Consider the following 24,234-nt stretch of genomic DNA (forward strand, 5'->3'; position numbering starts at 1 on the left):
ACATTCCGAACCCGGAAGCTAAGCCTTTCAGCGCCGATGGTACTGCAGGGGGGACCCTGTGGGAGAGTAGGACGCCGCCGAACTTTTATTGTGGGGAAGCCCCGCACCTTATGGTGCGGGGCTTTCCTGCGTTCTAGACCTCTTTCGGCGGCGGCTTGCCCTGGGCCCGCGCTGATCGCTCGTAGGGTGGTGGGATGGGATATGACCTCGTCATCTTCGACAACGACGGCGTGCTGGTGGACAGTGAGCCGGTGGCCAACACCATCCTCGCCGGGTACCTGACCGAGCTGGGGCACACGACCTCCTACGAGGAATCGCTGCGCGATTTCATGGGGGGCGCCGTACACCGCGTGCACGACCTCGTCCTGCAGCGGACCGGGGAGCGGTTGCCGGCCGACTTCGACCAGACGCTGCACGCGAGGACCTTCGCCGCGTTCGAGCGCGAGCTCAGGCCCGTGCACGGGGTGACCGAGGTGCTGGCGGAGCTGTCCGCGCAAGGCGTGCCGTACTGTCTCGCGTCGTCCGGCACCCACGAGCGGATCCGGGTCGGGCATCGCAGTGCCGGGCTGGACGAGTGGTTCGAGGAGGAGTGGATCTTCAGCTCCGAGGACGTGGGCCGCGGGAAGCCGGCCCCGGACCTGTTCCTGCACGCCGCCCGCCGGATGGGCGCGGACCCCGCCCGGTGCGTGGTCGTGGAGGACAGCCCGCTCGGAGTCCAGGCCGCGCGGGCCGCGGGGATGGACGTCCTGGGGTTCACCGCCATGACCCCGGCCGGGACCCTCGCCGATGCCTCCACGTGCTTCGGCGAGATGAAGGAGCTGTACGGGCTCCTCGGACTGGCCGTCTGACGGGCCGCCCGGCGGACCCGTACTCCCGTAGCGATCGGGCCTCCGATTCGGTGATCGCTCTCCTCTTCTCTTCCTCCTCTTCTCTTCCTCCTCGGGTCGCCGCTCGTCGGCGGGACCGGGGAGGCCCGGAGCTACCGGGGTGCGATGCTCGCGCCGATGGCTCCGGTCCTGGTGACACTCCTGTACGCCCGTTCGTTCGGCTCGGAGCAGGCCGGATACGGTGTCGGGCATGAGCGGGCGCGCGCTGTTGCTGTGGGACGAGGCGGTCACGGGGTATGACTTCGGGCCGGGCCATCCGATGGATCCGGTGCGCCTGGCGCTGACGATGGGCCTGGTGCGCGCCTTCGGGCTGGACCGGGCCGTGGAGGTACGGGCGGCCCGTGCGGCGGGGGATTCGACGCTGCGGCTCGTGCACCGGGAGGACTACGTCGCCAAGGTGCGGGAGGTGTCGGCGGACCCCGGTGCGGCGGACGGGTCGTACGGGCTCGGGACGATGGACGATCCGGCCTTTCCCGGGATGCACGAGGCGGCCGCGCTGATCGCCGGGCAGTCGGTGGCGGGCGCGGAGGCGGTGTGGCGCGGGGAGGCCGCGCACGCCGTGAACTTCGCCGGCGGGCTGCACCACGCCATGCCGGGCGGCGCCGCCGGTTTCTGCGTGTACAACGACGCCGCCCTCGCCATCGCGCGGCTGCTGGAGCTGGGGGCCGAGCGGGTGGCCTATGTGGATGTCGACGTCCATCACGGGGACGGCGTACAGGCGGCCTTCTGGGACGACCCCCGGGTGCTGACGATCTCGGTCCACGAGCATCCGAGGACGCTGTTCCCGCAGACGGGCTGGCCCGAGGAGACGGGCGGGGCGGCGGCCGAGGGATCCGCGGTCAATGTGGCGCTGCCCGCCGGCACCGGCGACGAGGGATGGCTGCGGGCCTTCCACGCGACCGTGCCGGAGCTGCTGGCGGACTTCCGGCCGCAGGTCCTGGTGACGCAGCACGGGGCCGATACGCACTTCGAGGATCCGCTCGCGCACCTGGCGGTGTCCCTGGACGCCCAGCGGGCGGTCGCGGAGGCCTGCCACGCGCTGGCGCACGAGCATGCCGGCGGACGGTGGCTGGCGCTGGGCGGCGGTGGGTACGCGGTGGTGGACGTCGTACCGCGGTCGTGGACGCACCTGGTGGGGATCGCCGCGCACCGGCCCGTGGACCCGGAGTCGGCGGTCCCGGCCGCCTGGCGGGAGGAGGTCCATGCCCGCACCCGGCAGTCGGCGCCGGCCCGGATGACGGACGGCCGTAAGCCCCGTTGGCGGGGGTGGGACGAGGGCTACGATCCGGCGGACCGGACGGATCAGGCCGTACTGGCGACCCGGCGGGCCGTCTTCCCGCTGCGCGGGATGCTCACTTGACCCGCGGGCGTTACGCCAACTGTGGGGAGGTTCCGGTGAATTGATGAGCGGCCAGTTCCGGTGAGGCAGCATCGGAGGGTGTTGAGCACCGGCGCTTTGCGTGCGCATCTGCTGGCCGCCCGGTTGGCCGGGACCGTCGCCACTTCCCGGGAGGAGAGCCTGCGCAGTTACCGGCTGTTCGCGGCCCGGGACCCCCGGGTGCTGCTGGGGCTGGATCCCGAGTGGGGCTGGGGCGCGGGCGACGTACTGCGGCTGATGGCGGACAAGTGCGGGGTGTCGGCGGATCCGGCGCACGTCACCGGGCCGGACGTGATCGACCCGGAGCGGACGCTGGCGGCTCTGGAGAGCTTCGCCGGGCGGCTGCGGGAAGCGGTCGAAGCCCGGTCGCCGGTGCTGTTCGGGACCGGTCATCCGCACCGCCTCCTGGGCTTCTACGCCGGTTTGGCGCACGCGATGTCGGCGGCGGGATGTGTTGTCCTCACCCCGGCGCAGGGGGTCGCTGTCGACATGGCGACCCGGTTCGGCGTACGCACGTACGGCATCGATTACGTACGGGGGGTCGCGCTGGTGCGGGAGCCCGGCGTGCGGGGGCCGGGGAGTGCGACCGGCGCACACACCCATTCGCCGCTGCCGGTTCGTATCGCGCTGGGGGCGCTGGCGGATGCGGGAGGGCCACTGCCGGAGCTGGTGGTGGGGGACCACGGGTGGGTCTGCGGCGCAGGTCAGCTCGGTGTGGAAGCGATCGGGCTGGCGGATACGGATGATCCGGCGCTGTTCGTGGGGGAGGCCGAGGGACGGGTCTCGGTGGCGGTTCCGCTTGATGACGGGGTCCGTCCGGACTACTACCGGCCCCTCGCTCGCTATGTACTCGATCGGGCGAGTCTGCCGGACCGGCAGGAGTGGCGGTAGCTCCTCTTCCCCACTCGTATCACGCGCCCCTACTCTGGGGAGTGAGCGTGCGACGACGAGGAGTAACCGGAGGGGAAGCCGGTGCCCGTCATGCGCGGAAGGTCAAGGTGTGTCATGGCTGCTGGCGAGAGGCCTCTCAGCGAGGTTCAGTTCCTGACCGTGGCGGAGGTTGCCTCGGTGATGCGAGTGTCGAAGATGACCGTGTACCGGCTGGTGCACAACGGTCATCTGCCCGCAATCCGGGTGGGCCGGTCCTTCCGGGTCCCCGAGAACGCGGTTCACGAGTACCTCCGAGAGTCTTATGTGGGGGTGGAGTCGGCCTGAGACTGGCGTTCGCGACGCCTTCGAAGGGCCCGGATTACAAGCTCGGAGCTCGGGCGGGTAGGCTAGGCCGACGTAGGTCGTGTGGGCCCAGACGCCCCGCACCAGTAAAGAGAAGTGAGCGAGGGTAGTCGTGGGCTCTGTTATCAAGAAGCGGCGCAAGCGGATGGCCAAGAAGAAGCACCGCAAGCTGCTCAAGCGCACCCGCGTCCAGCGCCGTAACAAGAAGTAAACGGCAGCTGTACGTGTTCTCCGCAGCCCCTCCACCATCATGGTGGGGGGGCTGCGGTGCAGCCGGAGACGGTTGTTCCTCACTAGGGAGGCGCTGAGCTCGTGGGCAAGGTCGTACTCGTCACCGGGGCTGCCCGGCAGCTGGGAGGGCGCTTCGTGCGCCGGATCCAGCGAGATCCGGACGTGGAGCGGGTCATCGCGGTGGACGCGACGGTGCCGCCGCACCGGCTGGGATCGGCCGAATTCGTCCGTACGGACATCAGGCAGTCGGCGATCGCCCGCGTGCTCGCCGAGCACGCCGTGGACACGGTGGTCCACTTGGCGGTCACCGGGGGCAGCGCGGGGACGGGCGGCGCGCACAGCGCCGTCAAGGAAACGAACGTCATCGGGACGATGCAGCTCCTGGGAGCCTGCCAGAAGTCCCCGACGGTACGACGGCTCGTGGTGAAGTCCAGTACCAGCGTGTACGGGGGCACCTCGCGGGATCCGGCCGTCTTCACCGAGACCACGCAGCCCAAGTCGCTGCCGGCGGGCGGCTTCGCCAAGGACGCGGCCGAGGTCGAGGGATATGTACGGGGCTTCGCGCGCAGGCGGCCCGATGTCGCGGTGTGCGTGCTGCGGTTCGCGAACATCCTGGGCCCCTTCGCGGACTCCGCGCTCGCCGAGTACTTCTCCATCCCGGTGATGCCGACCGTGCTGGGCTACGACCCGCGCTTGCAGTTCGTACACGAGGACGATGTGCTCGACGTGCTGCGGCTGGCGGCGGGGGAGCCCAAGCGGGGGACGCTGAACAGCGGGACCTTCAACATCGCGGGTGACGGCGTGCTGTTGCTGTCGCAGTGCTCGCGGCGGCTGGGGCGGCCGACGCTTCCGCTGCTGCTGCCCGCGGTGACGTGGGCCGGCTCGGCGCTGCGCGCGGTCGGGGTCACCGACTTCTCGCCGGAGCAGATAAGGCTTCTGACGCACGGCCGGGTCGTGGACACCTCGCAGATGCGGGAGGTGCTCGGCTTTGAGCCGGTGTACACGACGGCGGAGACCTTCGCCGACTTCGCGCGGAGCCGGGGGAGCGGGCTGCTGCCGCCGGAGCGGATGGGGCGGGCGGTGGAACGGGTGGCCGCCCTGCTGAATGTTGAGGGCGTGGATGTCGGGGGCGATGTGGCTGAAGGAGCGAAGCGATAGTGGCGGACGCCAAAGTCATTCCGTTCGACGAGGAGCGGCCGCGCCGGCGGCCCGTGGGGCGGCGGGTGCGGATGGCTCCGCCGGCCGGGCCCGCGGCGGTGGAGCCGGTGGCGGAGCAGGAGCCCGCGCCGCCCGCCGAGGAGGCGGGCGGGGAGAGTTGGGACCAGCGGATCGCCGGCGGGCTGGCGTTCCTGCGGCGGCGGATCACCGGGGAGTACGAGGTCGACGACTTCGGCTACGACAAGGAGCTGACGGACCAGGTCCTGATGTCCTTGCTGCGGCCGCTGTACGACAAGTACTTCCGGGTCGAGGTCAAGGGCATGGAGAACATCCCGGCGCAGGGCGGCGCGCTGATCGTGGCCAACCACTCGGGGACGCTGCCCCTGGACGGGCTGATGCTCCAGGTCGCCGTCCACGACCACCATCCGGCGCGGCGCCACCTGCGGCTGCTGGCGGCCGACCTGGTGTTCATGCTGCCCGTGGTGAACGAACTGGCGCGCAAGGCCGGCCACACGCTGGCGTGTGCCGAGGACGCGCAGCGGCTGCTGGAGGCCGGGGAGCTGGTCGGTGTGATGCCGGAGGGCTTCAAGGGAATAGGGAAGCCGTTCGGTGAGCGGTACAAGCTCCAGCGCTTCGGGCGGGGCGGGTTCGTGTCCACGGCGCTGAGGGCGGGGACGCCGATCGTGCCCTGCTCGATCGTGGGGGCGGAGGAGATCTATCCCATGGTGGGCAACGCGAAGACGCTGGCGCGGCTGCTGGGGATTCCGTACTTCCCCATCACGCCCACGTTTCCCTGGCTGGGACCGCTGGGGGCGGTGCCGTTGCCGACGAAGTGGACGATCCAGTTCGGGGAGCCGATCCCAACGGACGGGTACGCGCCGGAAGCGGCGGAGGACCCGATGCTGATGTTCAACCTGACGGATCAGGTGCGGGAGCAGATCCAGCACACGCTGTACCGGCTGCTGGTGCAGCGGCGGTCCGTCTTCTTCTGACCGGAGCCCCATGACCGCAGCCCCATGACCGGAGCCCCCGCCCGTGGCCCGGCGCCGGCGGTGGTCCGTCCGGGACCGGGCAGCTGAAACGCCGGCGAGGCAGATACAGCCTCGCCGGCGTTTCAGCGCGTTACTGCCCGGCTCGTTGCAGCTCGGCGGGCTACTGTCCGGCGTCCTCGGAGTTGATGCCCAGGCCCGGGAGGAGGCCCGGGAGGAGGGGCGGGAGGGTGATGTCCGGCTCGGGGATGTCCGGGGGCGCCGGGGTGGCGGGAGCCGGCCGGCCCGTGGGCGGGTCGAGCAGGTCGTCCGTACCGTCCAGGAGCCCGCCGGGGGTCGAAGGCCGCACGCTGCCCGAGGGGGGCGCCGTGGGACTGCCCGAGGGCGTGCCGGAGGCGGGGGGCGACTGCCGTGTGCCGCCGGGGGTGCCGGGCTTGGCCGGGGAACCGGGTGAACCGGGCCCGCGGCTCCGTTCCGGCGCCTTGGGCAGCAGGCTCTGGAGCGGCGCCACGTCATCGTCTATGGCCTGGAAGACCGACTCCACCTCACCGCCCACGTCCGTGAGCTGCGCCGGAAGCCTCTCCCGCAGCTTGCCCCACGCGTCACGGTGGGAGCGGGAGAACGACGACAGCTTCTGGATCGGGCCGAGCGAGCCGTCCCGTTCGTAGGCTGCCTGGAGGAGGCGGTGGCCCTTCTCCGCGTCGTGTTTCACGCCCGCCAGCGCGCGGCGGATCTCGCCCAGGGACTCGTGGTCCAACACGCCGGTCCGGCCCCGTTCCATCAGCCGGCGGGCTTCCGACAGACGGTTCGAGGCCTGGTCGAGATAGAGCTCGCCCCGGTCCCCGTCCTCGTCCGCCATCCCCAGCTTCAGGTCCTCCATGCCCCGTTTGACGGGGTAGAGGTGGTCACCGGGCAGGGCGTCGGAGCTGGCAGCGGCCACCCCGCTGAAGGCCCCCGCGGCCACGCCCACCGTGAGGCCACCTGCCGCGATGCCCTTGGACCAGCGGGAGCGGGGCCGCAGCTTCCGGAGCGTGGCCGCCCGGTGGGCGCCGCGGACGGTCCGCTGCTCGGGCACCTGAGGGTCGGCGGGCACGCCCCCGGCCCTCTCCTCCAGCACCATGGCTTCCATGGCGGCGACGAGCTGCGCTCGCTGCACCACTTTGACGTCTGCGTCCAGTACTGGGCGCGGCACTTCACCGAGCGCACTCGCCAAGGCCAACAGCCGGTCGTGGTCGGCAGGTTCGGCAGGTGCCTCGGACTGCTCGGCCGCCGGGTCCGGTTCTGGGAGATCGGACGGGGTCCGATCCTCCAGGGCCTGGGCGAAGGCGTTCGCCCGCCGGTGCGGAGTCACGTTCGCGATCACTGGCGGCACCTCCTCTCGTCATGACGATCGACTCCCCAGGGTGGCCGGAAGGTTGCCTTCCTTGAGCACATTCACCCTTTCGGGTGGGCGGCTTCGGGTAAAGCTTGTCCACAGGGAGCCTGCATTCCGCACAACGAGCGTCGCGGCACTTGGGTTACGGACGAAGGATGATCGGACCACAGCGTGCTGGTGGGCTCACCGGTTGTGAGGGGGAAGTGCGGTCAGCGGGCGTCGTCCGGAAGGAGCCGGGCCAGCGTCCGGACGGCCCGGTACTGGAGCGTCTTGATGGCGCCCTCGTTCTTCCCCATCACCCGGGCCGTCTCGGCGACGGACAGTCCCTGCAAGAACCGCAGGGTCACGCACTCCTGCTGCTGCGGATTGAGTTTCCGCACGGCTTCCAGCAGGGCCGCGTTGGAGAGGGACTCAAGGACGGAGTCCTCGGGACTGCGCTCGACCTCGTTGGCGTCGAGCATCTCGCCGGTGGTGACCTCCAGCCGGAAGCGGCTGGACTTGAAGTGGTCCGCCACCAGGTTGCGGGCGATCGTCACGAGCCAGGCGCCGAAGTCGCGGCCCTGCCAGGTGAAGGTGGAGATGCGGCGCAGCGCGCGCAGGAAGGTCTCGCTGGTGAGGTCCTCCGCGGTCGCCTTGCCGCCGACGCGGTAGTAGATGTACCGGTAGACGGTGTCGCTGTACTGGTCGTAGAGCCGGCCGAAGGCGTCGGCCTCGCCGGCCTGGGCGCGTTCGACCAGGTCCATCATGCGGGCCTGGTCGCTGTCCGCGGTGGGGCGGCGCAGGGGGGCGGCCTGCGTGCTCGCGCCGGCCGCCCCGCTTGAGGCTCCGCCCGTGCGACCGCGTCTGCCCACGGTCGCTCCACCGTCGGTCAGGGCATAGCAAGGACCGGCCGGACCGAGGCCGGCAGGGACCGCGGCGGCGAAGGCAGGGACGGCGTACGCGGTGGGGACGAAGCCGCGCAGGCGGTCGATGACCGTTGCGCGCAGCGTAGCCAGGCCCGAGGCGTCAACCCCGACAGGTGGGTACACGGGACTCCCAGAGGCAGAGCTTCCATCACGTGCAGTGCGGAACCGTTCACCCGTCGTGGCGACAGATGAGCGGCGGCATGCGTTTGAGGAGAATAACGCTTCGTACAGGCAGCGCTACACCCAGTTGCTCAAATCACCGGTTCCGACACTTCTGTTGCGTGTCGAGGGCATATTCAGTCGCGGTTGGTGATCGATTCTTGATCACTTGGGTACGCGGAATGGCAGCTTCCAGGGTGGCTCGCGACCGACCGGGGCATGCCGGAGTGCCGTGCGGCGAGCACGGGTAGAGATGGGGGATGCCTGTGGCCCCGGCCCCGCTGGGCGGTGGGGCGGGGGCCGGAGCGGCGGGGGGCCTGGCGTCGCTACTTGCGGCGGCGGTGCAGGGCCAGGGCGGCGGCCGCGCCGCCCGCGATCGCGCCGACGCCGGCGGCCGCCGGGACGCCGACCTTCACGGCCTTGCGGCCGGTCCGATAGTCGCGCAGCCGCCAGTCATGGGTCCGAGCGTGCTTGCGCAGTTTTGTGTCGGGATTGATCGCGTACGGATGTCCGACCAGCGACAGCATCGGGATGTCGTTGTGCGAATCGCTGTACGCCGCGCAGCGTTCGAGATCGAGGCCCTCGGCCGCGGCCAGGGCGCGGACCGCTTCGGCCTTGGCGGGGCCGTGCAGGGGTTCGCCGACGAGGCGGCCGGTGTAGACGCCGTCCACGGATTCGGCGACCGTACCCAGGGCCCCGGTCAGGCCGAGCCTGCGGGCGATGATCGTGGCCGTCTCCACGGGCGCCGCGGTGACGAGCCACACCTTCTGGCCGGCGTCCAGGTGGGCCTGGGCCAGGGCGCGGGTGCCCGGCCAGATCCGCTCGGCCATGTACTCGTCGTAGATCTCCTCGCCGATGGCCATCAGCTCGCAGACCTTGTGGCCCTTGACGATGGACAGCGCGCTGTCGCGGGCGTCCTGCATGTGCTCGGGATCCTCGACCCCGGCCAGCCGGAACCAGGCCTGCTGCCAGGCGAAGCGGGCGAGCTCGCGGCGGCGGAAGAACTCCCGCTTGTAGAGGCCGCGGCCGAAGTGGAAGATCGCGGCGCCCTGCATGACGGTGTTGTCGAGGTCGAAGAAGGCGGCGGCGAGATCGTCCCCGGCGACCGGGAACTCCGGCGCGGGAGCCAGGGGGGCTTCGGTCCGGGCCCGGGTGAGAGGTGGGGCTCCGGCCAGGGCGGTCTTGCGGGCGGCCTCGGCCGAGGCCTCGCCTGCCAGTACGCTCCGCGCGGTGGCGGAGCGTCTACGGCTTGTGAGCCATCCCAGAGCGGCCATGCGGTGAGCATAGCCACTGTGTTCGGGTGTTCCCGAACCGGCGGGATGCGGAGGCGTGAACTCTTCGGGGCGCCGCCGTGACGCCCGGGAGCGGGAGAATGGGGGCATGAGCCCTTTGTTGCGCCGCAAGGAGAAGAAGCGTCCCGAGGAGCGGATGGTGACGCTGATCGGGAAGCCCGGGTGCCATCTGTGCGACGACGCCCAGGAAGTGATCGAGAAGGTGTGCGCCGAGACGGGCGCGCGCTGGGAGAAGAAGGACATCTCGCAGGACGAGGAGCTCTACCGGCGGCACTGGGAGCAGATTCCGGTGGTGCTGGTCGACGGCGAGCAGCACACCTTCTGGCGGGTGAACCCGGAGCGGCTGCGGCGGGCGCTGGAGGGCTGAGCCGCTTCCCGGCTACCATCACGGGTGATTTGTGGGGGCTCGGGGGCGTATCCGTGAGGACTGTGTGCCGTTTTGCGCCCCTTGGGATTTGAACGGGTTCGGCGCGGCGCCGGCTCCAGCTCGGCGTGTCGCATACGCGTGACCCCGGTCACTTTGCACGGACAAAACGGACACTATCTTTGTGCACGCGTTCACAAAGGCATAGCCTGCTGTCGACGGGGCGGTCCTGGGACAAGAGGCCGCCTGCAGCCCCGCTCATCCCGCAGGAGCATCGTGGCAACTGGCCGAACTCACCGACCGGCGACCCGCAGCCGAGGTATTCCCGAGGCCACTGTCGCCCGGCTTCCGCTGTACTTGCGTGCCCTCACCGCGCTCTCCGAGCGATCGGTGCCCACGGTGTCCTCCGAAGAGCTCGCCGCCGCCGCCGGAGTCAACTCCGCGAAGCTGCGCAAGGACTTCTCGTACCTGGGTTCCTACGGCACCCGCGGCGTCGGCTACGACGTGGAGTACCTCGTCTACCAGATCTCCCGCGAGCTCGGACTGACCCAGGACTGGCCGGTCGTCATCGTCGGCATCGGCAACCTCGGCGCGGCGCTCGCCAACTACGGCGGCTTCGCCTCCCGCGGATTCCGCGTGGCCGCGCTAATCGACGCCGACCCCGCCATGGCCGGCAAGCCGGTGGCCGGGATGCCCGTGCAGCACACCGATGACCTGGAGCGGATCATCGAGGAGAACGGGGTCTCGATCGGCGTCATCGCGACTCCGGCCGGTGCGGCGCAGCAGGTCAGCGAGCGGCTGATCGCCGCCGGTGTCACCTCCATCCTGAACTTCGCGCCGACGGTGCTGTCCGTGCCGGACGGTGTGGACGTACGCAAGGTCGACCTCTCGATCGAGCTCCAGATCCTGGCCTTCCACGAGCAGCGCAAGGCCGGCGAGGAAGCCGCCGCCGCTGCCGCCGCGGGCCCCTCCATGGGCGGCGCCGCCCCCGCCGCGGCCGTGGTGCCGCCGGCCGGCCGGGCCGCCGCCGTGGCGCGCAAGGGCGGACCCGAAGGGGATGTGCCGGCGGTGATGCCGGCATGAGCCTGCTCGTCGTAGGGCTGAGTCACCGCAGCGCACCCGTCAGCGTGCTGGAGCGCGCTTCGCTGTCCGCCGAAACCAAGCAGAAGCTGCTGCACGACACCCTCGCCGCCGAGCCGGCGGCGGAGGCGGCGGTGCTCGCCACGTGCAACCGCATCGAGCTGTACGCGGACGTGGACAAGTTCCACGCCGGGGTCGCCGAGCTCTCCACGCTGCTGGCGCAGCACAGCGGTGTCGCGCTGGAGGAGCTCACCCCTTATCTCTACGTGCACTACGAGGACCGGGCGGTGCACCACCTGTTCTCGGTGGCGTGCGGGCTGGACTCCATGGTCGTCGGCGAGGGGCAGATCCTCGGCCAGATCAAGGACGCGCTGGCGCTCGGGCAGGAACAGCACACCGCCGGCCGGCTGATCAACGACCTGTTCCAGCAAGCCCTGCGGGTCGGGAAGCGGGCGCACTCCGAGACCGGGATCGACCGGGCGGGGCAGTCGCTGGTGACCTTCGGGCTGGAGCAGCTCGCGGTGCGCGTGCCGGTGGAGAAGTGGGCCGCCGGGAAGCGGGCGCTGGTGATCGGGGCCGGGTCGATGTCCTCGCTGGCGGCGGCGACGCTGGCGCGGGTCGGCGTCGCCGAGATCGTGGTGGCGAACCGGACCGCCGAGCGGGCGGAGCGCTTGGCCGAGATTCTGGTTGCCTCGGGCACCGGGGTCGCGGCGGCGGCGATCCCCATGGCGGCGGTCGCGGATGAGCTGACGCGGGTCGATGTGGTGGTGTCCTGTACGGGGGCCACCGGGCTCGTGCTGAGCGCCGATGACGTGCGCGGCGCCGTGTCCTGGGGCTCCGCGGACGGGCTCGCGCCGGCGGAGCGGGAGGGGGCCGGGGCCGCGCCCCGCGCCGCCCAGGTGCTCCGCCCCCGGACCCCTGCGCCTCAGACGCCGGCGGGGCTGCAAGACCGGGGCTCCGCCCCGGACCCCGCGCCTCAAGCGTCGGCGGGGCTGGACGGCTCCGTGGCCGGGGATGTCGTGGCGCGGTTGGCCGCCGCCGCGCTGACGCACGGGCGGCTCGCCGATGGTGGGGCCGCGCGGACCATGACCGCGCCCGTGGAGGCCGACGGGTGTCCCGTCGGGCCCGACGGGCGGGCGGCGCTGACCGGCGTCGACGCCAACTCCCTCGAACTGCACGGCACCTGGGCCGACCAGGGTGAGGCCGCCGCACAGCGGCAGCCCCGCAGGACGGTCCGGAGCCAGGCCGACGGGGTGGCCGTACGGCTGGCGCTGCTGGACCTGGCCATGCCCAGGGACATCGACGCCGCCGTGCACCGGATCCCCGGCGTGCGGCTGGTGGACATCGAGTCGCTCGCGGAGGCGTCGGCCGACGCGCCGATGGCGGCCGACGTCGACGCCGTGCGGACGATAGTCGCCGGGGAGGTCGCCGCCTTCGGTGCGGCGCAGCGCGCCGCGCACATCACGCCCACCGTCGTCGCCCTGCGGGCCATGGCCGCCGAGGTCGTGGCGATGGAAGTGGCGCGGCTCGACGGGCGGGTACCCGATCTCGACGAGCGGCAGCGGGCCGAGGTCACCCAGACCGTGCGCCGCGTCGTCGACAAGCTCCTCCACGCGCCGACCGTGCGTGTCAAGCAGCTCGCGAGCGAGCCCGGCGGCGCCGGGTACGCGGAGGCGCTGCGCGAACTCTTCGATCTCGACCCGCAGACGGTGGCTTCCGTCAGCCGGGCGGATGCGACGGCTGATCAGGCCGATATGAACGACGACTCAGGACGGGCATCATGAATCCACGTCTCGACCAGCCCCTCCGGCTCGGCACGCGGCGCAGCAAGCTGGCCATGTCCCAGTCGGGGCACGTCGCCGACGCCGTACGGGCGATCACCGGCCGGGCCGTGGAGCTCGTGGAGATCACGACCTTCGGGGACGTGTCGCGCGAGCACCTCGCCCAGATCGGCGGGACGGGCGTGTTCGTCACCGCCCTGCGCGAGGCGCTGCTGCGGGGCGAGATCGACTTCGCCGTGCACTCGCTGAAGGACCTGCCGACCGCGCAGCCCGACGACCTCGTGATCGCGGCCATGCCGCGGCGTGAGGACGCGCGGGACGCGCTCGTCGCGCGGGACGGGCTGACCTTCGAGCGGCTGCCCGACGGGGCCCGGGTCGGTACCGGCTCGCCGCGGCGTACGGCGCAGCTCAACCACCTGGCCCAGTCGATGGGCAAGCGGATCGAGACGGTGCCGATCCGCGGCAACGTCGACACCCGGATCGGTTACGTGCGGGGCGGCGAGCTCGATGCCGTCGTGCTGGCGGCCGCCGGACTGAACCGGATCGGGCGCAGTGATGAAGCGACCGAGCTGCTGTCGGTCGACAGCGTCCTGCCGGCTCCGGGCCAGGGTGCCCTGGCCGTGGAGTGCCTCGCGTCCGACGCGGACCTCATCGCCGCGCTCGGCGAGCTCGACGACCCCTTCACCCGGGCCGCCGTGACCGCCGAGCGTTCCCTGCTCGCCGCCCTGGAGGCCGGCTGCAGCGCACCCGTCGGTGCGTTCGCCGACCTGCTGGCCGACGGGCAGACTGTCAATGAAATGCGCCTGCGCGGCGTCGTCGGCACGCTCGACGGCTCGACGCTGGTGCAGCTGTCCACCACCGGTCCCGTGCCCCAGTCGTATGACGAGGCCATGGCGCTCGGCCGCGAACTCGCGGACGAGATGCTGGCCAAGGGCGCGGCCGGTCTGATGGGGGAGCGAGCGCTTTGAACCCCACAAGTCCGACCACCTCCGCCTATCCGGCCGTCGCCGCCCACGGACACGTCACCTTCCTCGGTGCCGGCCCCGGCGACCCGGGTCTGCTGACGCTGCGCGCCGTCGAGGCGCTCGCCGCCGCGGACGTGCTGATCGCGGAGCCCGAGGTGCTCGACGTCGTACGGACGCATGCGCGTGCGGGTGTCGACACGCCGCAGCTGACGGTAGCTGACGAAGTGTCAGCAGCCGCCGGGATCCCGGCGATCCGGGACGCGGCCAATCTTGTCATGGAGGCCGCGCGGTCGGGCAGGCGGGTCGTCCGTGCCGTCACCGGCGACCCCGGGCTCGACGGGAACACGGCCGAGGAGATGCTCGTCTGCGCCACCGAGGGGATTCCCTTCGAGGTCGTGCCCGGCATCCCCACCGCCGTGGGGGTGCCCGCGTACGCCGGTGTGCCGCTTCGGGACAAGCGGGGCGACGACAACGGCGTGCGTTTCGTGGACGCGAAGAACGCCTCGGCGCGGTGCTGGAGCGAGGTGGGGGCCAGCGACGGGATACTCGTCGTCTCCGCGACGCTGGAGACCGTGTCGAGCGCCGCCGCCGAGCTGGTGAGCGCCGGGCGCAAGCCCGATACCCCGCTGACCGTGACGATCGCCGGTACGACCACGCGGCAGCGGACCTGGTCCGCGACCCTGGGCACGATCGCCCAGGTGTTCAAGCAGGGCAAGGTGCTCCCGTCGCCCGAGGGCGCCCGGCCGGTCATAGCCGTGGTCGGTGAGCACAGCGCCGCCGCGCGGCGCGAGGAGCTGGCCTGGTTCGAGTCGAAGCCGCTGTTCGGCTGGCGGGTCCTCGTGCCGCGGACCAAGGAGCAGGCGGCCTCGCTCTCCGACCAGCTGCGTTCCTACGGCGCGGTGCCGCACGAGGTGCCGACCATCGCCGTGGAGCCGCCGCGCACCCCGCAGCAGATGGAGCGGGCGGTGAAGGGCCTGGTCACCGGGCGGTACGAGTGGATCGCCTTCACCTCGGTGAACGCGGTGAAGGCCGTGCGGGAGAAGTTCGAGGAGTACGGGCTCGACGCGCGCGCCTTCGCGGGGATCAAGGTCGCCGCCGTGGGTGAGCAGACTGCCGCCGCGCTGGTGGAGTTCGGCGTCAAGCCGGACCTGGTGCCGAGCGGGGAGCAGTCCGCGGCCGGGCTGCTGGAGGACTGGCCGCCGTACGACCCGGTCTTCGACCCGATCGACCGCGTCTTCCTGCCCCGGGCGGACATCGCCACCGAGACGCTGGTCGCGGGGCTGATCGAGCTGGGGTGGGAGGTCGACGACGTCACCGCCTACCGGACGGTGCGGGCGTCGCCGCCGCCGGCGGACACGCGGGAGGCGATCAAGGGCGGTGGCTTCGACGCCGTGCTGTTCACCTCGTCCAGCACCGTCCGCAACCTGGTCGGGATCGCGGGCAAGCCGCACAACGTGACCGTCATCGCGTGCATCGGGCCGGCGACGGCCAAGACCGCGGAGGAGCACGGGCTGCGGGTGGACGTGCTGTCGCCCGAGCCGTCGGTGTCGAAGCTCGCCGAGGCGCTGGCCGAGTACGGTGCGGCGCGCCGCGACGCGGCGAAGGAGGCCGGCGAGGCCGTCTACCGGCCGAGCGAGCGGCGGCCGGGCGCGCGCAGGCGCCGTACCACCTAGCGGTGGGCCGAGCAGTACGAGGGCGGGGCCCGGCGCGAGCGCGCCGGGCCCCGCCCTCGTACGACCGCGCGGGTCGGGGACGCGCCGGGTCGGGCGCCTGACCCGCCGTCTCCAGGGCTCCGCCCCGGACCCCGCGCCTCGAACGCCGACCGGGGCTGGGGATGTGGCGGGGCTGGGGGCGGCCTGTCGGCCTGGGTGGGGTGGGCCCGGATGCGGAACTTTCGGGACCTACGCTTGTTCCGACTGTTCTCGATGCTCGAAGAGGCGACTACAAGATGAGCACGTACGGATCCTTCCCCGGCTCGCGGCCCCGGCGGCTGCGCACCACCCCGGCGATGCGGCGGATGGTCGCGGAGAACCGGCTGCACCCCTCGGACCTGATCCTCCCGGCGTTCGTACGGGAGGGCATCAGCGAGCCCCTGGCGATCTCGGCGATGCCGGGGGTCGTCCAGCACACCCGGGACACCCTGCGCAAGGCCGCAGTGGAGGCGGTCGAGGCGGGCGTCTCGGGGATCATGCTCTTCGGGGTGCCGGCGGACGAGAACAAGGACGCGCTGGGGACGGCGGGCACCGAGCCGGACGGCATCCTCCAGGTCGCGATCCGCGACGTGAGGGCCGAGGTCGGGGACGACCTGGTGATCATGTCGGACCTCTGCCTGGACGAGTACACCGACCACGGGCACTGCGGGGTCCTCGACGAGCACGGCCGGGTCGACAACGACGCGACGCTGGAGCGGTACGCCGAGATGGCGCAGGTCCAGGCCGACGCCGGGGTCCACGTGGTGGGCCCCAGCGGGATGATGGACGGCCAGGTCGGCGTCGTCCGCGACGCGCTGGACGGGACCGGGCACGAGGACGTCTCCATCCTCGCGTACACGGCCAAGTACTCCTCGGCGTTCTACGGACCCTTCCGGGAGGCCGTCGCCTCCTCCCTCCAGGGCGACCGCAAGACGTACCAGCAGGACCCGGCCAACGCGCGGGAGTCCCTGCGGGAGCTGGCGCTGGACCTGGAGGAGGGCGCCGACATGGTGATGGTCAAGCCGGCGGGCCCCTACCTCGACATCCTGTACCGGGTCGCGCAGGCGGTGGACGTCCCGGTGGCCGCCTACCAGATCAGCGGCGAGTACGCGATGGTCGAGGCGGCGGCGGAGAAGGGCTGGATCGAGCGGGACCGGGCCGTCCTGGAGACCCTGCTGGGCATCAAGCGGGCCGGAGCCGACACGATCCTCACCTACTGGGCCACCGAGGTCGCGGGCTGGCTGCGCGCCGCCCGCTGACGGGCGGGCGGGCGCCGCGTCAACCGCCGCGTCAACCGCCGCGTCAGCCCCGGCGGTTGACCGCGGAGAGCAGCGCCTGGGCCGAGGCGAGCCCGGCGGCGTCGCGGTCGGTCGCGGCCAGGCTGTAGGTGAGCTCGGCGAGCAGGACGGAGAGCCGGCCGTCGTTGATCCGGGTCAGCGGCTCGGAGCCCTCCCAGACGGCGTCGCGTATCGCGTTCGGCGTGATGCAGCCGACGGGGGTGGAGGCGGTCAGCAGCCGCTGGGCGATGCTGCGTTCCAGGTCGGTGGGGACCCAGGCGCCGGTGTCGAGGTCCTTGGCGAGGTCGAGGGTGCGCTCGCGCAGCGAGGTCGGCGTCATGAGGTGCTCCTTGAATGGTGGGCGAGGGCCCGTATCGGGATGATCCGGGCCGTCGTGCCGGGGGCGGGCAGGTCCCGCAGGACCAGGGAGTGCGCCCGGATGCGGTTGCCGCTGCCGACGGTGACGGGGCCGAGGACGCAGGCACCGACGCCGATGAGGACGTCGTCGCCGATGACGGGGTGGCGGCGGGCGGCGGGGTCGCCGGTGTGGGTCCAGCCGCGGGAGCCGAGGGTGACGCCGTGGTACAGCGTCACGTCGTCGCCCACGCGGGCGGTTTCGCCGATGACCACGCCGAAACCGTGGTCGATGAAGAACCGCCGGCCGATGCGGGCGCCGGCGTGGATCTCCATGCCCGAGAGCAGCCGGCCCGCGAGGGTGAGGAGTCCGGCGGCGAACCGGTGGCCGCGCGTGTGGAGGCGGTGGGCGGCCCGGTGCAGGACCAGTCCGTGCCAGGGCGAGTGCAGCAGCGCGTCGCGCCGGCGCGGGCGGGAGGGGTCGCGCGCGACGACCGTGTGCAGGTCCTCGCGGATCTGGCGGAGGAGGGAGATCCGGCTCCCGTTCGCGGTCACGGCCGCTCCAGCCGGTTGATGCGGTACATCGTGCGCTGGAAGAGGTCGTGGGCGGTGAGGGAGGGGTAGCGCTCGGGCCCGTCCGCGGGGACGCAGGAGCGCAGTGGGGTGAGAACCGTCCAGGGGGTCGGGTGGCAGAACTGCACGAGGGAGAGCCGGCCGCCGCGCTGGTGCTGCGCGGCGACGACGCGGTGCGAGGCGGCGCGGGCGAGGCCCCCGGTGAGGCGTTCCAGGACCATGCCGACATTGAGTACGGCGTACCCCTCGGGCACCTCCACCGGGGTCCACTCGCCGTCCATGCGTACTTCCAGGCCGGCCGCGGTGGCCCGGGGCAGCGCGGTGATCAGGTCGAAGTCCTGGTGCTCCACCATCCAGACGTGGTCGGCGGAGGGTGCCTGCTCCATGGGCGGGTACCAGGTGGCGCGGTTGACGACGGGGCCGTCGTCGAGCATCTCCTCGAAGTAGCCCGGCGCCGCGCCGAGCGCCCCGGCGAGCCGGCGCAGCACGTCGAGCTGGAAGCGGGCGGTCCGGGCGTGGAGTTCGCCCAGGGTCCTGCCCATCCCGGGGACCAGGTGGTCGGGGAAGTACGGCTGCGGGTAGCGGGTGGGGTAGCGCTCGCGCAGCGGATGGCCGGCGGGCAGCGGCGCGCCCCAGTGGAACAGCTCCTTCCAGTCCGGGGCGCGTCCCCTCTCACCCTTTTCCACCAGCGGCGGCAGGTATCCGGACTGGCCGTTGGCGCCGGGTATGCGGCAGTCGGCCTTGACCTCGGCGGGCAGCTCGAAGAACGTGCCGAGCTGTGCGTACGCCTCGTCCAGCAGGCTGTCCGGCACCGTGTTGCGCACCAGGAAGAATCCGTCGCGCAGGGCGGCGCGGATGTGCCGGTCGCCGGCGTCGGCGCCGCCGTCGAGTGCGATCTCCTTGAGCACGGCCTGGTCTCCTCTCGTGAAGCCCGTCTCAGAGCGCGGCGAAGGACAGGGTCAGGTACTTGAGCCGGTGGCCCTCGTACTCGAAGTGGCGGTCGATCTCCAGGCGGCCGGTGGAGCGGAAGCCGCAGGATTCGTAGAGCTCGACCACGAGCTCCTCGGTGAGCCACCAGTTGAGGCGGCCGTCCGCGAGGGGGTGCGGGGTGATCTCCCCGTCCGGGGAGAGGAAGACGCTCACCACCCAGACGCCGCCGGGGCGCAGCATCGTGCGGCCGTGCTCGACCCAGGGCGCCCAGTCCTCGCGGCGCTGGTGGTGCAGGCAGCCGTTGTCGACGAGCAGGTCCAGGCCCTGGGCTCGGAAGCTCAGGAAGTCGCCCTGGTGGAAGCGGATCGTGCCGTGCTCGACCTCCGGGGTGTCCCATACGTCGAGCAGGTCGAGGCCGGTGACATCGGCCTCCAGCCATTCGGCGAGGGAGGCCGTCTGCAGGCCCCGGCCGCAGCCGATGTCCAGGACGCGGGCGGGGCCCGCGCCGGGCGCCGTCTCGTCGGTGGGGGCGGCGGCGATCGCGAAGTGCGTGACGCGGTCGTTGGTGGTCGTCCCGGACCAGGAGTCGCGGTTGTCCTTGTACCACTGCTTGAAGGAGTTGCGGACGATCTCGCGGTAGCCGCAGTAGTTGCGCTCGGCGCTCATCGCGGACCCGCCCGGCTCCGTGGTTCCGGCGGCTCGGGCTCCGGCTCCCGCCCCGGCTGCGGTTTCGGTGGCGGCCGGGGCGTCCGCGCCGCGGTGCGCGGTGACGGTTCGGACCGCGGTGTCAGTGTGCTGCGGCATGCTCCCACTCCTCGATCGTTCCGCGGCCTGCGACGACCGCGACGGAATTGCGCCCAGGCGGGCCTTGGTCGACTTCCGCGGAGGCACTGAGCCAGGCGCCCGCGCCGCTGCCGGAGACGGCGATGCCGTGTTCCCGGCGCAGGTGGCGCATGGCCTGGAGGGCCTGCGGATAGCCGATGTCGGTGTAGCGGAACCAGCCCTCGGGGAAGGCGGAGACCAGGGGCTGGCGGATGCCGTGGCCGAGGCCTCCCGTACCGCTCATGCGGGGGGCTCCGTCGGGGGCGCGCTCGTCGCCGTAGACCGCCTCGGTGGGGAAGACGGCGAGGAAGCGGCAGTGCGGCCAGGCTCCCTTCAGGGCCATCGCGGTACCGGCGAGGCTGCCGCCGGTGCCGACGGCGGCGGCCAGGGCGACCGGCTCCACGCCGTAACCGGAGAGCTGGCCGATGATCTCCGCGCCGGTGTGCTCGCGGTGCATGGCCGCGGCCTCCGCCGCGCAGTGCTGGAGCAGCAGGTGGCGGTCCTCGCGTTCGGCGACGCGCACGGCCTCGTCCATGGAGCCGAGGAAGCCGGTGCCCGGGCGGGCCCGGGAGACCTGGGCTCCCTGCCGGCGCAGCGAGGCGATCAGCCGGTCGGAGACCCCGTGCGGGACCACCAGGTGCAGATCTAGGCCCAGTTGGACGCACAGGTCGGCCAGGGCGACGGCGAGGCTGCCGCCCGAGTACTCGACGATGCGCGGGTCGGGGGCGCCGGCCCGGACCACGGCCGCGCACAGCAGCGCGTACGCGGTACGGGACTTGACGGTGCCGGAGGTGTTGGCGGACTCCGTCTTCAGCCAGACCCGGCCGCGGCCGGCCCGGCTGGGGACCGGGACCAGCGGGGTGTCGCCGATGCCGGGGCGCAGGGCGGCGAGCCGGGGCAGCAGCCGGTGCGCGGCGGCCTCCAGCGGTGCGAAGGGAGTGGTGAGGTCGGACAGCGCGGGGGCGCGGTCGGCGAGGACGCGGCTGATGTCCTCGAAGCCGGGGGCGGCGGGCCGGGCCGGGGCGGCGCTCGCCGCGGGGGGCGTCATGAGGGCCGCTCGCCGCTGGCCAGGCGGAAGCCCACGGGGTAGAGGGGGCCGGGGAAGGCGCCGTGGCGGCGGCGGGTGCGGGTGAGGTCGCCGAAGCGGGAGAAGGATCCGCCGCGGGCGACGCGGTAGGTGCCCATCGTCTCGACCAGGTGGTCGGCGACGTACGGGCCGTCGGGGTAGGGGACGTAGTCGTCGGCGGTGAACTCCTCGACGTTGCCGCCCATGTCGTGGCAGCCGTACGGGGAGCGGCCGGCCGGGAAGGCGCCGACCGGGGTGGTCGTGTGCACGCCGGACTCGCGGGTGTTGGCGGCGGCCGGGTCGAAGCCGCCCGGCCAGGGGTAGGGCAGGCCGTCGGGGCCCTTGGCGGCGTGCTCCCACTCGGCTTCGGTGGGCAGCCGCCACGGGTGGCCGGTGCGGGTGGTGAGCCATGCGGCGTAGGCGTCGGCGTGCTCGGGGCGGACGCCGGCCACGGGGTGGTTGGAGCGGTCCCAGGGGTAGGCGCCGAGGTACCAGGTGGTGGGGCGCTCCGCCAGGCCCGTGTCGGCCAGGAACGCGCGGTATTCGCCGTTGGTCACCGGATAGGTGGCGATCCAGAAGTCGGCGAGTTCGACGGTGTGCTCGGGGCACTCCTTGAGGATCCACTCCTCCTCGACGCCCACGTGCGCCCAGGCGGCGCTCACGTACCCGGACTCGTCCCGCGGGAGGCCGATGCGGACCGGGCCGCCGGGGACGAACCGTGCGCAGGGGTTCGCACCCCTGGCAGGGGAGGGGATGCGGGGGTCGCCGATGAGGCCGAGGACGGCGCCGGCGGCGAGCCGGTCGGCCAGCGACAGTTCCGGGTCCTCGACGGCTACCGCCAGCTGGCGCGGGTCGGCGCCGGGCAAGGCCGCCGGGTGGAGCCGGGCGGGGTCGGCGAGGTCGGCGTACTCCTTGAAGTGCGGGGAGTGGGCGAGGTCTTCGAGCTTCATGCGGCGGTCTCCTGAAGGAGGGTCAGGTTGTGTCCGCCGAGCTCGGCCTTGGCGGAGAGGTAGCGGGCGTTCTCGGAGGTGACGTACACGCCGGTGGGGATGACCTCGGTGATCTCGATGCCGTGGGCGCGCAGTTCGCGGACCTTGTCGGGGTTGTTGGTGAGCAGACGGATGCGGGTGAGGCCGAGGGCGCGGAGCATCGCGGCGGCGGCGCCGTAGTCGCGTTCGTCGTCGCCGCGGCCGATCATGCGGTTGGCGGCGAAGGTGTCGTGGTCCTGTAGCTGGAGGACGTACGTGTCGAGCTTGTTGTAGAGGCCGATGCCGCGGCCCTCCTGGCGCAGGTAGAGGACCGCGCCGCCGTGGTCGGCGATGCGGCGCAGCGCCTCGTCGAGCTGGGGGCCGCAGTCGCAGCGGGCCGAGCCGAGGACGTCGCCGGTCAGGCACTCGCTGTGCAGGCGCACCAAGGGGGCTTCGCCCGGCGCGGCGGCGGACGCGGGCGGGGCCGCGGGGGCCGCGGGCGCCGTGGGGACGACGATCGCGAAGTGTTCGCCGGGGTCGGGCAGGTCGTGGAAGGTGATGAGGTCGGCGCTGCGGTCCCGTACCCGCGCCAGGGTGATGGGCACGCGGGCCCGGACCGTCGCGAGGACGGCTCCCGGTGCGTTCGTCCGTGTCGTCATGCTGCCACCTGCTTCCGGCCCGCGGCCTGTGCGATGTCGTCGATGTGGAGGAAGTGCTCGATGTGGGCCGCCCCGGCGGGATGCGCGGAGACGAGGGCGATCCGGCCGTCCCAGCCGGCGACGGCGACGCGGCCGTCGGCGAGCCGGAGCATGCAGGACAGGCCCTGGCCGAAGTGGGCGAGGACGCGGCCGGAGGCGAGGGTGCCCGCCCCGTCCGCCCAGTCGACCTGCCACGTGTAGAGGTTGAAGTCGTAGGAGCCGGCCAGGACGGTGGGCCGGTCGGGGTGGCCGAGGAGGGCTACGCACTTGACCGACTCGTCGGAGCCCAGCAGCGTCTGCACCTGCCCGGCGCTCCAGCCGCCGTCCGCCGTGCGGGCGAGCCGGCCGACCTTGACGGTGTGGTCGCGCGAGGCGCTGGCGGCGACGGAGCCGTGCAGTGCGGCGACGGCGTTGACGAGGTTGCCGTGCTCCCACAGCGTGGCGCGTCCGCGCAGGGCGCCCGCCTCGATGGTGCGGTCGGTGGCGGCGGACAGGAAACCGCCGCCCGGGAGCGGTGCGAGGGACTTCACCGATCCGCCGTGGGCCCCGACGCGCTCTTCGAGGCGCAGCGTGCGCGGGTCCAGGACGAGGAACTCGCCGTTGTAGGTGCCGGCGACGAGGCGGCCGCCGTCGACGGTGAGGGAGGGGATCGGCGCGCCGAGCCGCTCGCTGTACGTGCGCTCGCCGTCGTAGCGGATGACCTGGCCGGAGTAGGTCCCGGCGAAGATGGTGCCGCCGTCGGTGGCGAGCGACAGGATCGGCCCGTCGGTCAGCTCGATCGCCGTGACCCGCGGGTGCTCGCCGTCCGCGCCGCCGATGGCGAAGACGGTGCCGCTGTCGCCGCCGACGAGGAGCTCCTCGCCGCGCTCGGCGAGGGCGTTCGGGCCGTGGGTGGCGCGGTCGGGGCCGGACAGCTCGCGGGCGCCCGCCATGTCGTACAGGTGCGGGGCGTTGCGGAAGGACCCGGCGGCGACCAGGCCGTGGGCGGCGGAGACCGAGCGCGGCCACACGCGGCGGTCTGCGACGGTGTGCAGCCGTTCGCCGGTCCGGGTGAACCAGTGCAGGGAGCCGTCGTAGGCGCCGACGACGAAGGCGGAGTCGTCCTCGGCCCAGTCCACGGCGCGGGCGGCGGAGGTGGAGACCTCGACGGTCAGTACGTGGTCGAGTTCGCGGGTGAGGAGGTCGACGGAGCCGTCGTCGCGGGCCACGGCGAGGAGATCGCCGGTACGGGACCAGGCGCAGCCCTCGATGGAGGACTCGTAGTGGCGCTTGCGCGGGGCGCGGGAGCCCTCCGCGGCGGCCGGGACCGAGGGGTCGCTGACCGCGACGAGGCCGTCCTCGCCGACGGTGGCGGCCAGGCCCTCGGCGCTGACGGACACCATCATGCAGTGCGCCTCGTGGGAGCCGACCTCGGTGAGGAAGGTGCCGTCGAGGGCCGACCACAGGGTGGCGCGGCCGTCCTCCGAGACGCAGATGAGGCGCTCGCCGTCGGGCAGCCAGGCGACGGAGTTGATGTCGTCGGTGTGCCGGGCCAGGACGCTGACCAGCGTGGCCGGGCCGGCCGGGGGGATGCGCCAGATGCCGACCGTCTTGTCGGCCGAGGCCGTCGCGAGGAGGGTCGGATCGGCGGGATTCCAGGCCGAGGCGTTGACGAGGCGGCGGTGGCGCAGGGTGGCCGTCTCGGTGGGCCGACGGGGGTCGTCCGTATTCCAGACGATGACGGTTCCGTCGTAGGAGCAGGTGGCCAGGCGCGAGCCGTCCGGACTGAAGGCCACGTGGGTGATCGGGGCCGCATGTCCGGTGCCGGATTTCGGAATGTCGATGGTGCGCACGCTGTCTCTGTCCTTTTCCTCGGCTACCTCTCCAGTTCTGTGAACTGCAAATTAGGTCGAGGTGGCGGGGCGGACAACGGGCTTCTCGTCAATGTGGGAAGTCATCGGACGTGATGTATTCGAAAACTTCTGATTGACCTGTCTGTGCAGGTCAGCCGGTGTCCAAAAAGGATCGGAACGGGAACGAAAGAGGAACGTCACGGGAAGAGGTGATGGAGTGCGACGA

General features: G+C 72.4%; 24 protein-coding genes, 1 rRNA gene and 1 pseudogene. 15 read left to right on the top strand and 11 right to left on the bottom strand.

The window, feature by feature from the left end; genetic code table 11:
* The 9 genes and pseudogenes from rrf to ACWDX7_RS26950 all read left to right on the top strand — a co-directional run.
* A 5S ribosomal RNA gene (rrf, locus tag ACWDX7_RS26910) occupies nt 1–83 on the top strand; the annotation flags it as partial.
* A 111-nt stretch (nt 84–194) separates the two neighbouring features.
* A complete protein-coding gene (locus tag ACWDX7_RS26915; RefSeq protein WP_451493026.1) occupies nt 195–848 on the top strand; it encodes an HAD family hydrolase in 654 nt (217 codons plus the stop codon).
* 84 nt (nt 849–932) lie between these two features.
* Nucleotides 933–1,127: pseudogene (locus tag ACWDX7_RS26920) on the top strand (MFS transporter); the annotation flags it as partial.
* Nucleotides 1,078–2,247, top strand: coding sequence for an acetoin utilization protein AcuC (locus ACWDX7_RS26925; RefSeq protein ID WP_451493027.1), 1,170 nt, complete (start codon nt 1,078–1,080; stop codon nt 2,245–2,247). The pseudogene ACWDX7_RS26920 and the gene ACWDX7_RS26925, both read left to right, overlap by 50 nt.
* 78 nt (nt 2,248–2,325) lie before the next feature.
* On the top strand, nt 2,326–3,156 hold the full coding sequence (locus ACWDX7_RS26930; protein ID WP_451493028.1) for a phosphatase: 831 nt from the start codon (nt 2,326–2,328) through the stop codon (nt 3,154–3,156).
* A 114-nt stretch (nt 3,157–3,270) separates the two neighbouring features.
* The gene (locus ACWDX7_RS26935) at nt 3,271–3,480 is read left to right on the top strand and encodes a helix-turn-helix domain-containing protein (RefSeq protein WP_008738568.1); all 210 of its coding nucleotides are present in this window, start codon (nt 3,271–3,273) and stop codon (nt 3,478–3,480) included.
* A gap of 130 nt (nt 3,481–3,610) precedes the next feature.
* Nucleotides 3,611–3,709, top strand: coding sequence for a 30S ribosomal protein bS22 (locus ACWDX7_RS26940; RefSeq protein WP_003948845.1), 99 nt, complete (start codon nt 3,611–3,613; stop codon nt 3,707–3,709).
* Nucleotides 3,710–3,810: 101 nt separating this feature from the next.
* Nucleotides 3,811–4,887 (top strand): NAD-dependent epimerase/dehydratase family protein, encoded by a 1,077-nt coding sequence (locus ACWDX7_RS26945; protein ID WP_451493029.1) that lies wholly within the window; start codon nt 3,811–3,813, stop codon nt 4,885–4,887.
* Nucleotides 4,887–5,879, top strand: coding sequence for a lysophospholipid acyltransferase family protein (locus ACWDX7_RS26950; RefSeq protein ID WP_451493030.1), 993 nt, complete (start codon nt 4,887–4,889; stop codon nt 5,877–5,879). The genes ACWDX7_RS26945 and ACWDX7_RS26950 overlap by 1 nt, the downstream gene beginning before the upstream one ends.
* Nucleotides 5,880–6,039: 160 nt before the next feature.
* Here the strand turns inward: ACWDX7_RS26950 and ACWDX7_RS26955 are convergent, their stop codons facing one another.
* The 3 genes from ACWDX7_RS26955 to ACWDX7_RS26965 form a co-directional block, all read right to left on the bottom strand.
* Nucleotides 6,040–7,239: a DUF5667 domain-containing protein gene (locus ACWDX7_RS26955; protein WP_451493031.1), complete on the bottom strand. Its 1,200-nt coding sequence runs from the start codon at nt 7,237–7,239 to the stop codon at nt 6,040–6,042.
* A gap of 221 nt (nt 7,240–7,460) precedes the next feature.
* Nucleotides 7,461–8,279, bottom strand: coding sequence for an ECF subfamily RNA polymerase sigma factor, BldN family (locus ACWDX7_RS26960; RefSeq protein WP_451493032.1), 819 nt, complete (start codon nt 8,277–8,279; stop codon nt 7,461–7,463).
* A gap of 362 nt (nt 8,280–8,641) precedes the next feature.
* On the bottom strand, nt 8,642–9,589 hold the full coding sequence (locus ACWDX7_RS26965) for an HAD family hydrolase (RefSeq protein ID WP_451493033.1): 948 nt from the start codon (nt 9,587–9,589) through the stop codon (nt 8,642–8,644).
* Nucleotides 9,590–9,695: 106 nt separating this feature from the next.
* On the opposite strand from ACWDX7_RS26965, the gene ACWDX7_RS26970 reads away from it, so the two are divergent.
* From ACWDX7_RS26970 to hemB, 6 genes are all read left to right on the top strand, one after another.
* Complete coding sequence (locus ACWDX7_RS26970; protein WP_451493034.1) at nt 9,696–9,974, top strand: glutaredoxin family protein; 279 nt, start codon at nt 9,696–9,698, stop codon at nt 9,972–9,974.
* Between the two features lie 273 nt (nt 9,975–10,247).
* Nucleotides 10,248–11,054, top strand: a complete 807-nt coding sequence (locus tag ACWDX7_RS26975; protein WP_451493035.1) for a redox-sensing transcriptional repressor Rex — start codon at nt 10,248–10,250, stop codon at nt 11,052–11,054.
* Complete coding sequence (locus ACWDX7_RS26980; protein ID WP_451493036.1) at nt 11,051–12,835, top strand: glutamyl-tRNA reductase; 1,785 nt, start codon at nt 11,051–11,053, stop codon at nt 12,833–12,835. The genes ACWDX7_RS26975 and ACWDX7_RS26980 overlap by 4 nt, the downstream gene beginning before the upstream one ends.
* Entirely contained in the window at nt 12,832–13,800 is a 969-nt protein-coding gene (hemC, locus tag ACWDX7_RS26985) for a hydroxymethylbilane synthase (protein WP_451493037.1), read from the top strand. The genes ACWDX7_RS26980 and hemC overlap by 4 nt, the downstream gene beginning before the upstream one ends.
* Nucleotides 13,797–15,470: a uroporphyrinogen-III synthase gene (locus tag ACWDX7_RS26990; protein ID WP_451493038.1), complete on the top strand. Its 1,674-nt coding sequence runs from the start codon at nt 13,797–13,799 to the stop codon at nt 15,468–15,470. Before hemC ends, ACWDX7_RS26990 begins: the two co-directional genes overlap by 4 nt.
* A gap of 275 nt (nt 15,471–15,745) precedes the next feature.
* Nucleotides 15,746–16,747 (top strand): porphobilinogen synthase, encoded by a 1,002-nt coding sequence (gene hemB, locus ACWDX7_RS26995; RefSeq protein ID WP_451493039.1) that lies wholly within the window; start codon nt 15,746–15,748, stop codon nt 16,745–16,747.
* Nucleotides 16,748–16,790: 43 nt separating this feature from the next.
* Here hemB and ACWDX7_RS27000 read toward each other — a convergent pair whose 3' ends face one another.
* From ACWDX7_RS27000 to ACWDX7_RS27035, 8 genes are read right to left on the bottom strand one after another with little or no spacing between them, the layout of a single operon-like run.
* Complete coding sequence (locus ACWDX7_RS27000) at nt 16,791–17,105, bottom strand: hypothetical protein (RefSeq protein ID WP_451493040.1); 315 nt, start codon at nt 17,103–17,105, stop codon at nt 16,791–16,793.
* Nucleotides 17,102–17,674: a serine O-acetyltransferase EpsC gene (gene epsC, locus ACWDX7_RS27005; RefSeq protein WP_451493041.1), complete on the bottom strand. Its 573-nt coding sequence runs from the start codon at nt 17,672–17,674 to the stop codon at nt 17,102–17,104. The genes ACWDX7_RS27000 and epsC overlap by 4 nt, the downstream gene beginning before the upstream one ends.
* Nucleotides 17,671–18,600, bottom strand: coding sequence for an isopenicillin N synthase family dioxygenase (locus ACWDX7_RS27010; protein WP_451493042.1), 930 nt, complete (start codon nt 18,598–18,600; stop codon nt 17,671–17,673). The genes epsC and ACWDX7_RS27010 overlap by 4 nt, the downstream gene beginning before the upstream one ends.
* A 28-nt stretch (nt 18,601–18,628) precedes the next feature.
* Nucleotides 18,629–19,426, bottom strand: coding sequence for a class I SAM-dependent methyltransferase (locus tag ACWDX7_RS27015; protein WP_451493043.1), 798 nt, complete (start codon nt 19,424–19,426; stop codon nt 18,629–18,631).
* Nucleotides 19,410–20,492 (bottom strand): pyridoxal-phosphate dependent enzyme, encoded by a 1,083-nt coding sequence (locus ACWDX7_RS27020; RefSeq protein WP_451493044.1) that lies wholly within the window; start codon nt 20,490–20,492, stop codon nt 19,410–19,412. Before ACWDX7_RS27020 ends, ACWDX7_RS27015 begins: the two co-directional genes overlap by 17 nt.
* Nucleotides 20,489–21,460 carry a formylglycine-generating enzyme family protein gene (locus tag ACWDX7_RS27025; RefSeq protein ID WP_451493045.1) on the bottom strand — a complete coding sequence of 324 codons (972 nt, stop codon included), beginning with the start codon at nt 21,458–21,460 and terminating at the stop codon, nt 20,489–20,491. The genes ACWDX7_RS27020 and ACWDX7_RS27025 overlap by 4 nt, the downstream gene beginning before the upstream one ends.
* Nucleotides 21,457–22,137 (bottom strand): GTP cyclohydrolase II RibA, encoded by a 681-nt coding sequence (gene ribA / locus ACWDX7_RS27030; protein WP_451493046.1) that lies wholly within the window; start codon nt 22,135–22,137, stop codon nt 21,457–21,459. Before ribA ends, ACWDX7_RS27025 begins: the two co-directional genes overlap by 4 nt.
* On the bottom strand, nt 22,134–24,008 hold the full coding sequence (locus ACWDX7_RS27035; RefSeq protein WP_451493047.1) for a WD40 repeat domain-containing protein: 1,875 nt from the start codon (nt 24,006–24,008) through the stop codon (nt 22,134–22,136). The genes ribA and ACWDX7_RS27035 overlap by 4 nt, the downstream gene beginning before the upstream one ends.
* Nucleotides 24,009–24,234: the final 226 nt, after the last annotated feature.

This window comes from Streptomyces sp. NPDC003034 (genome assembly GCF_053591375.1).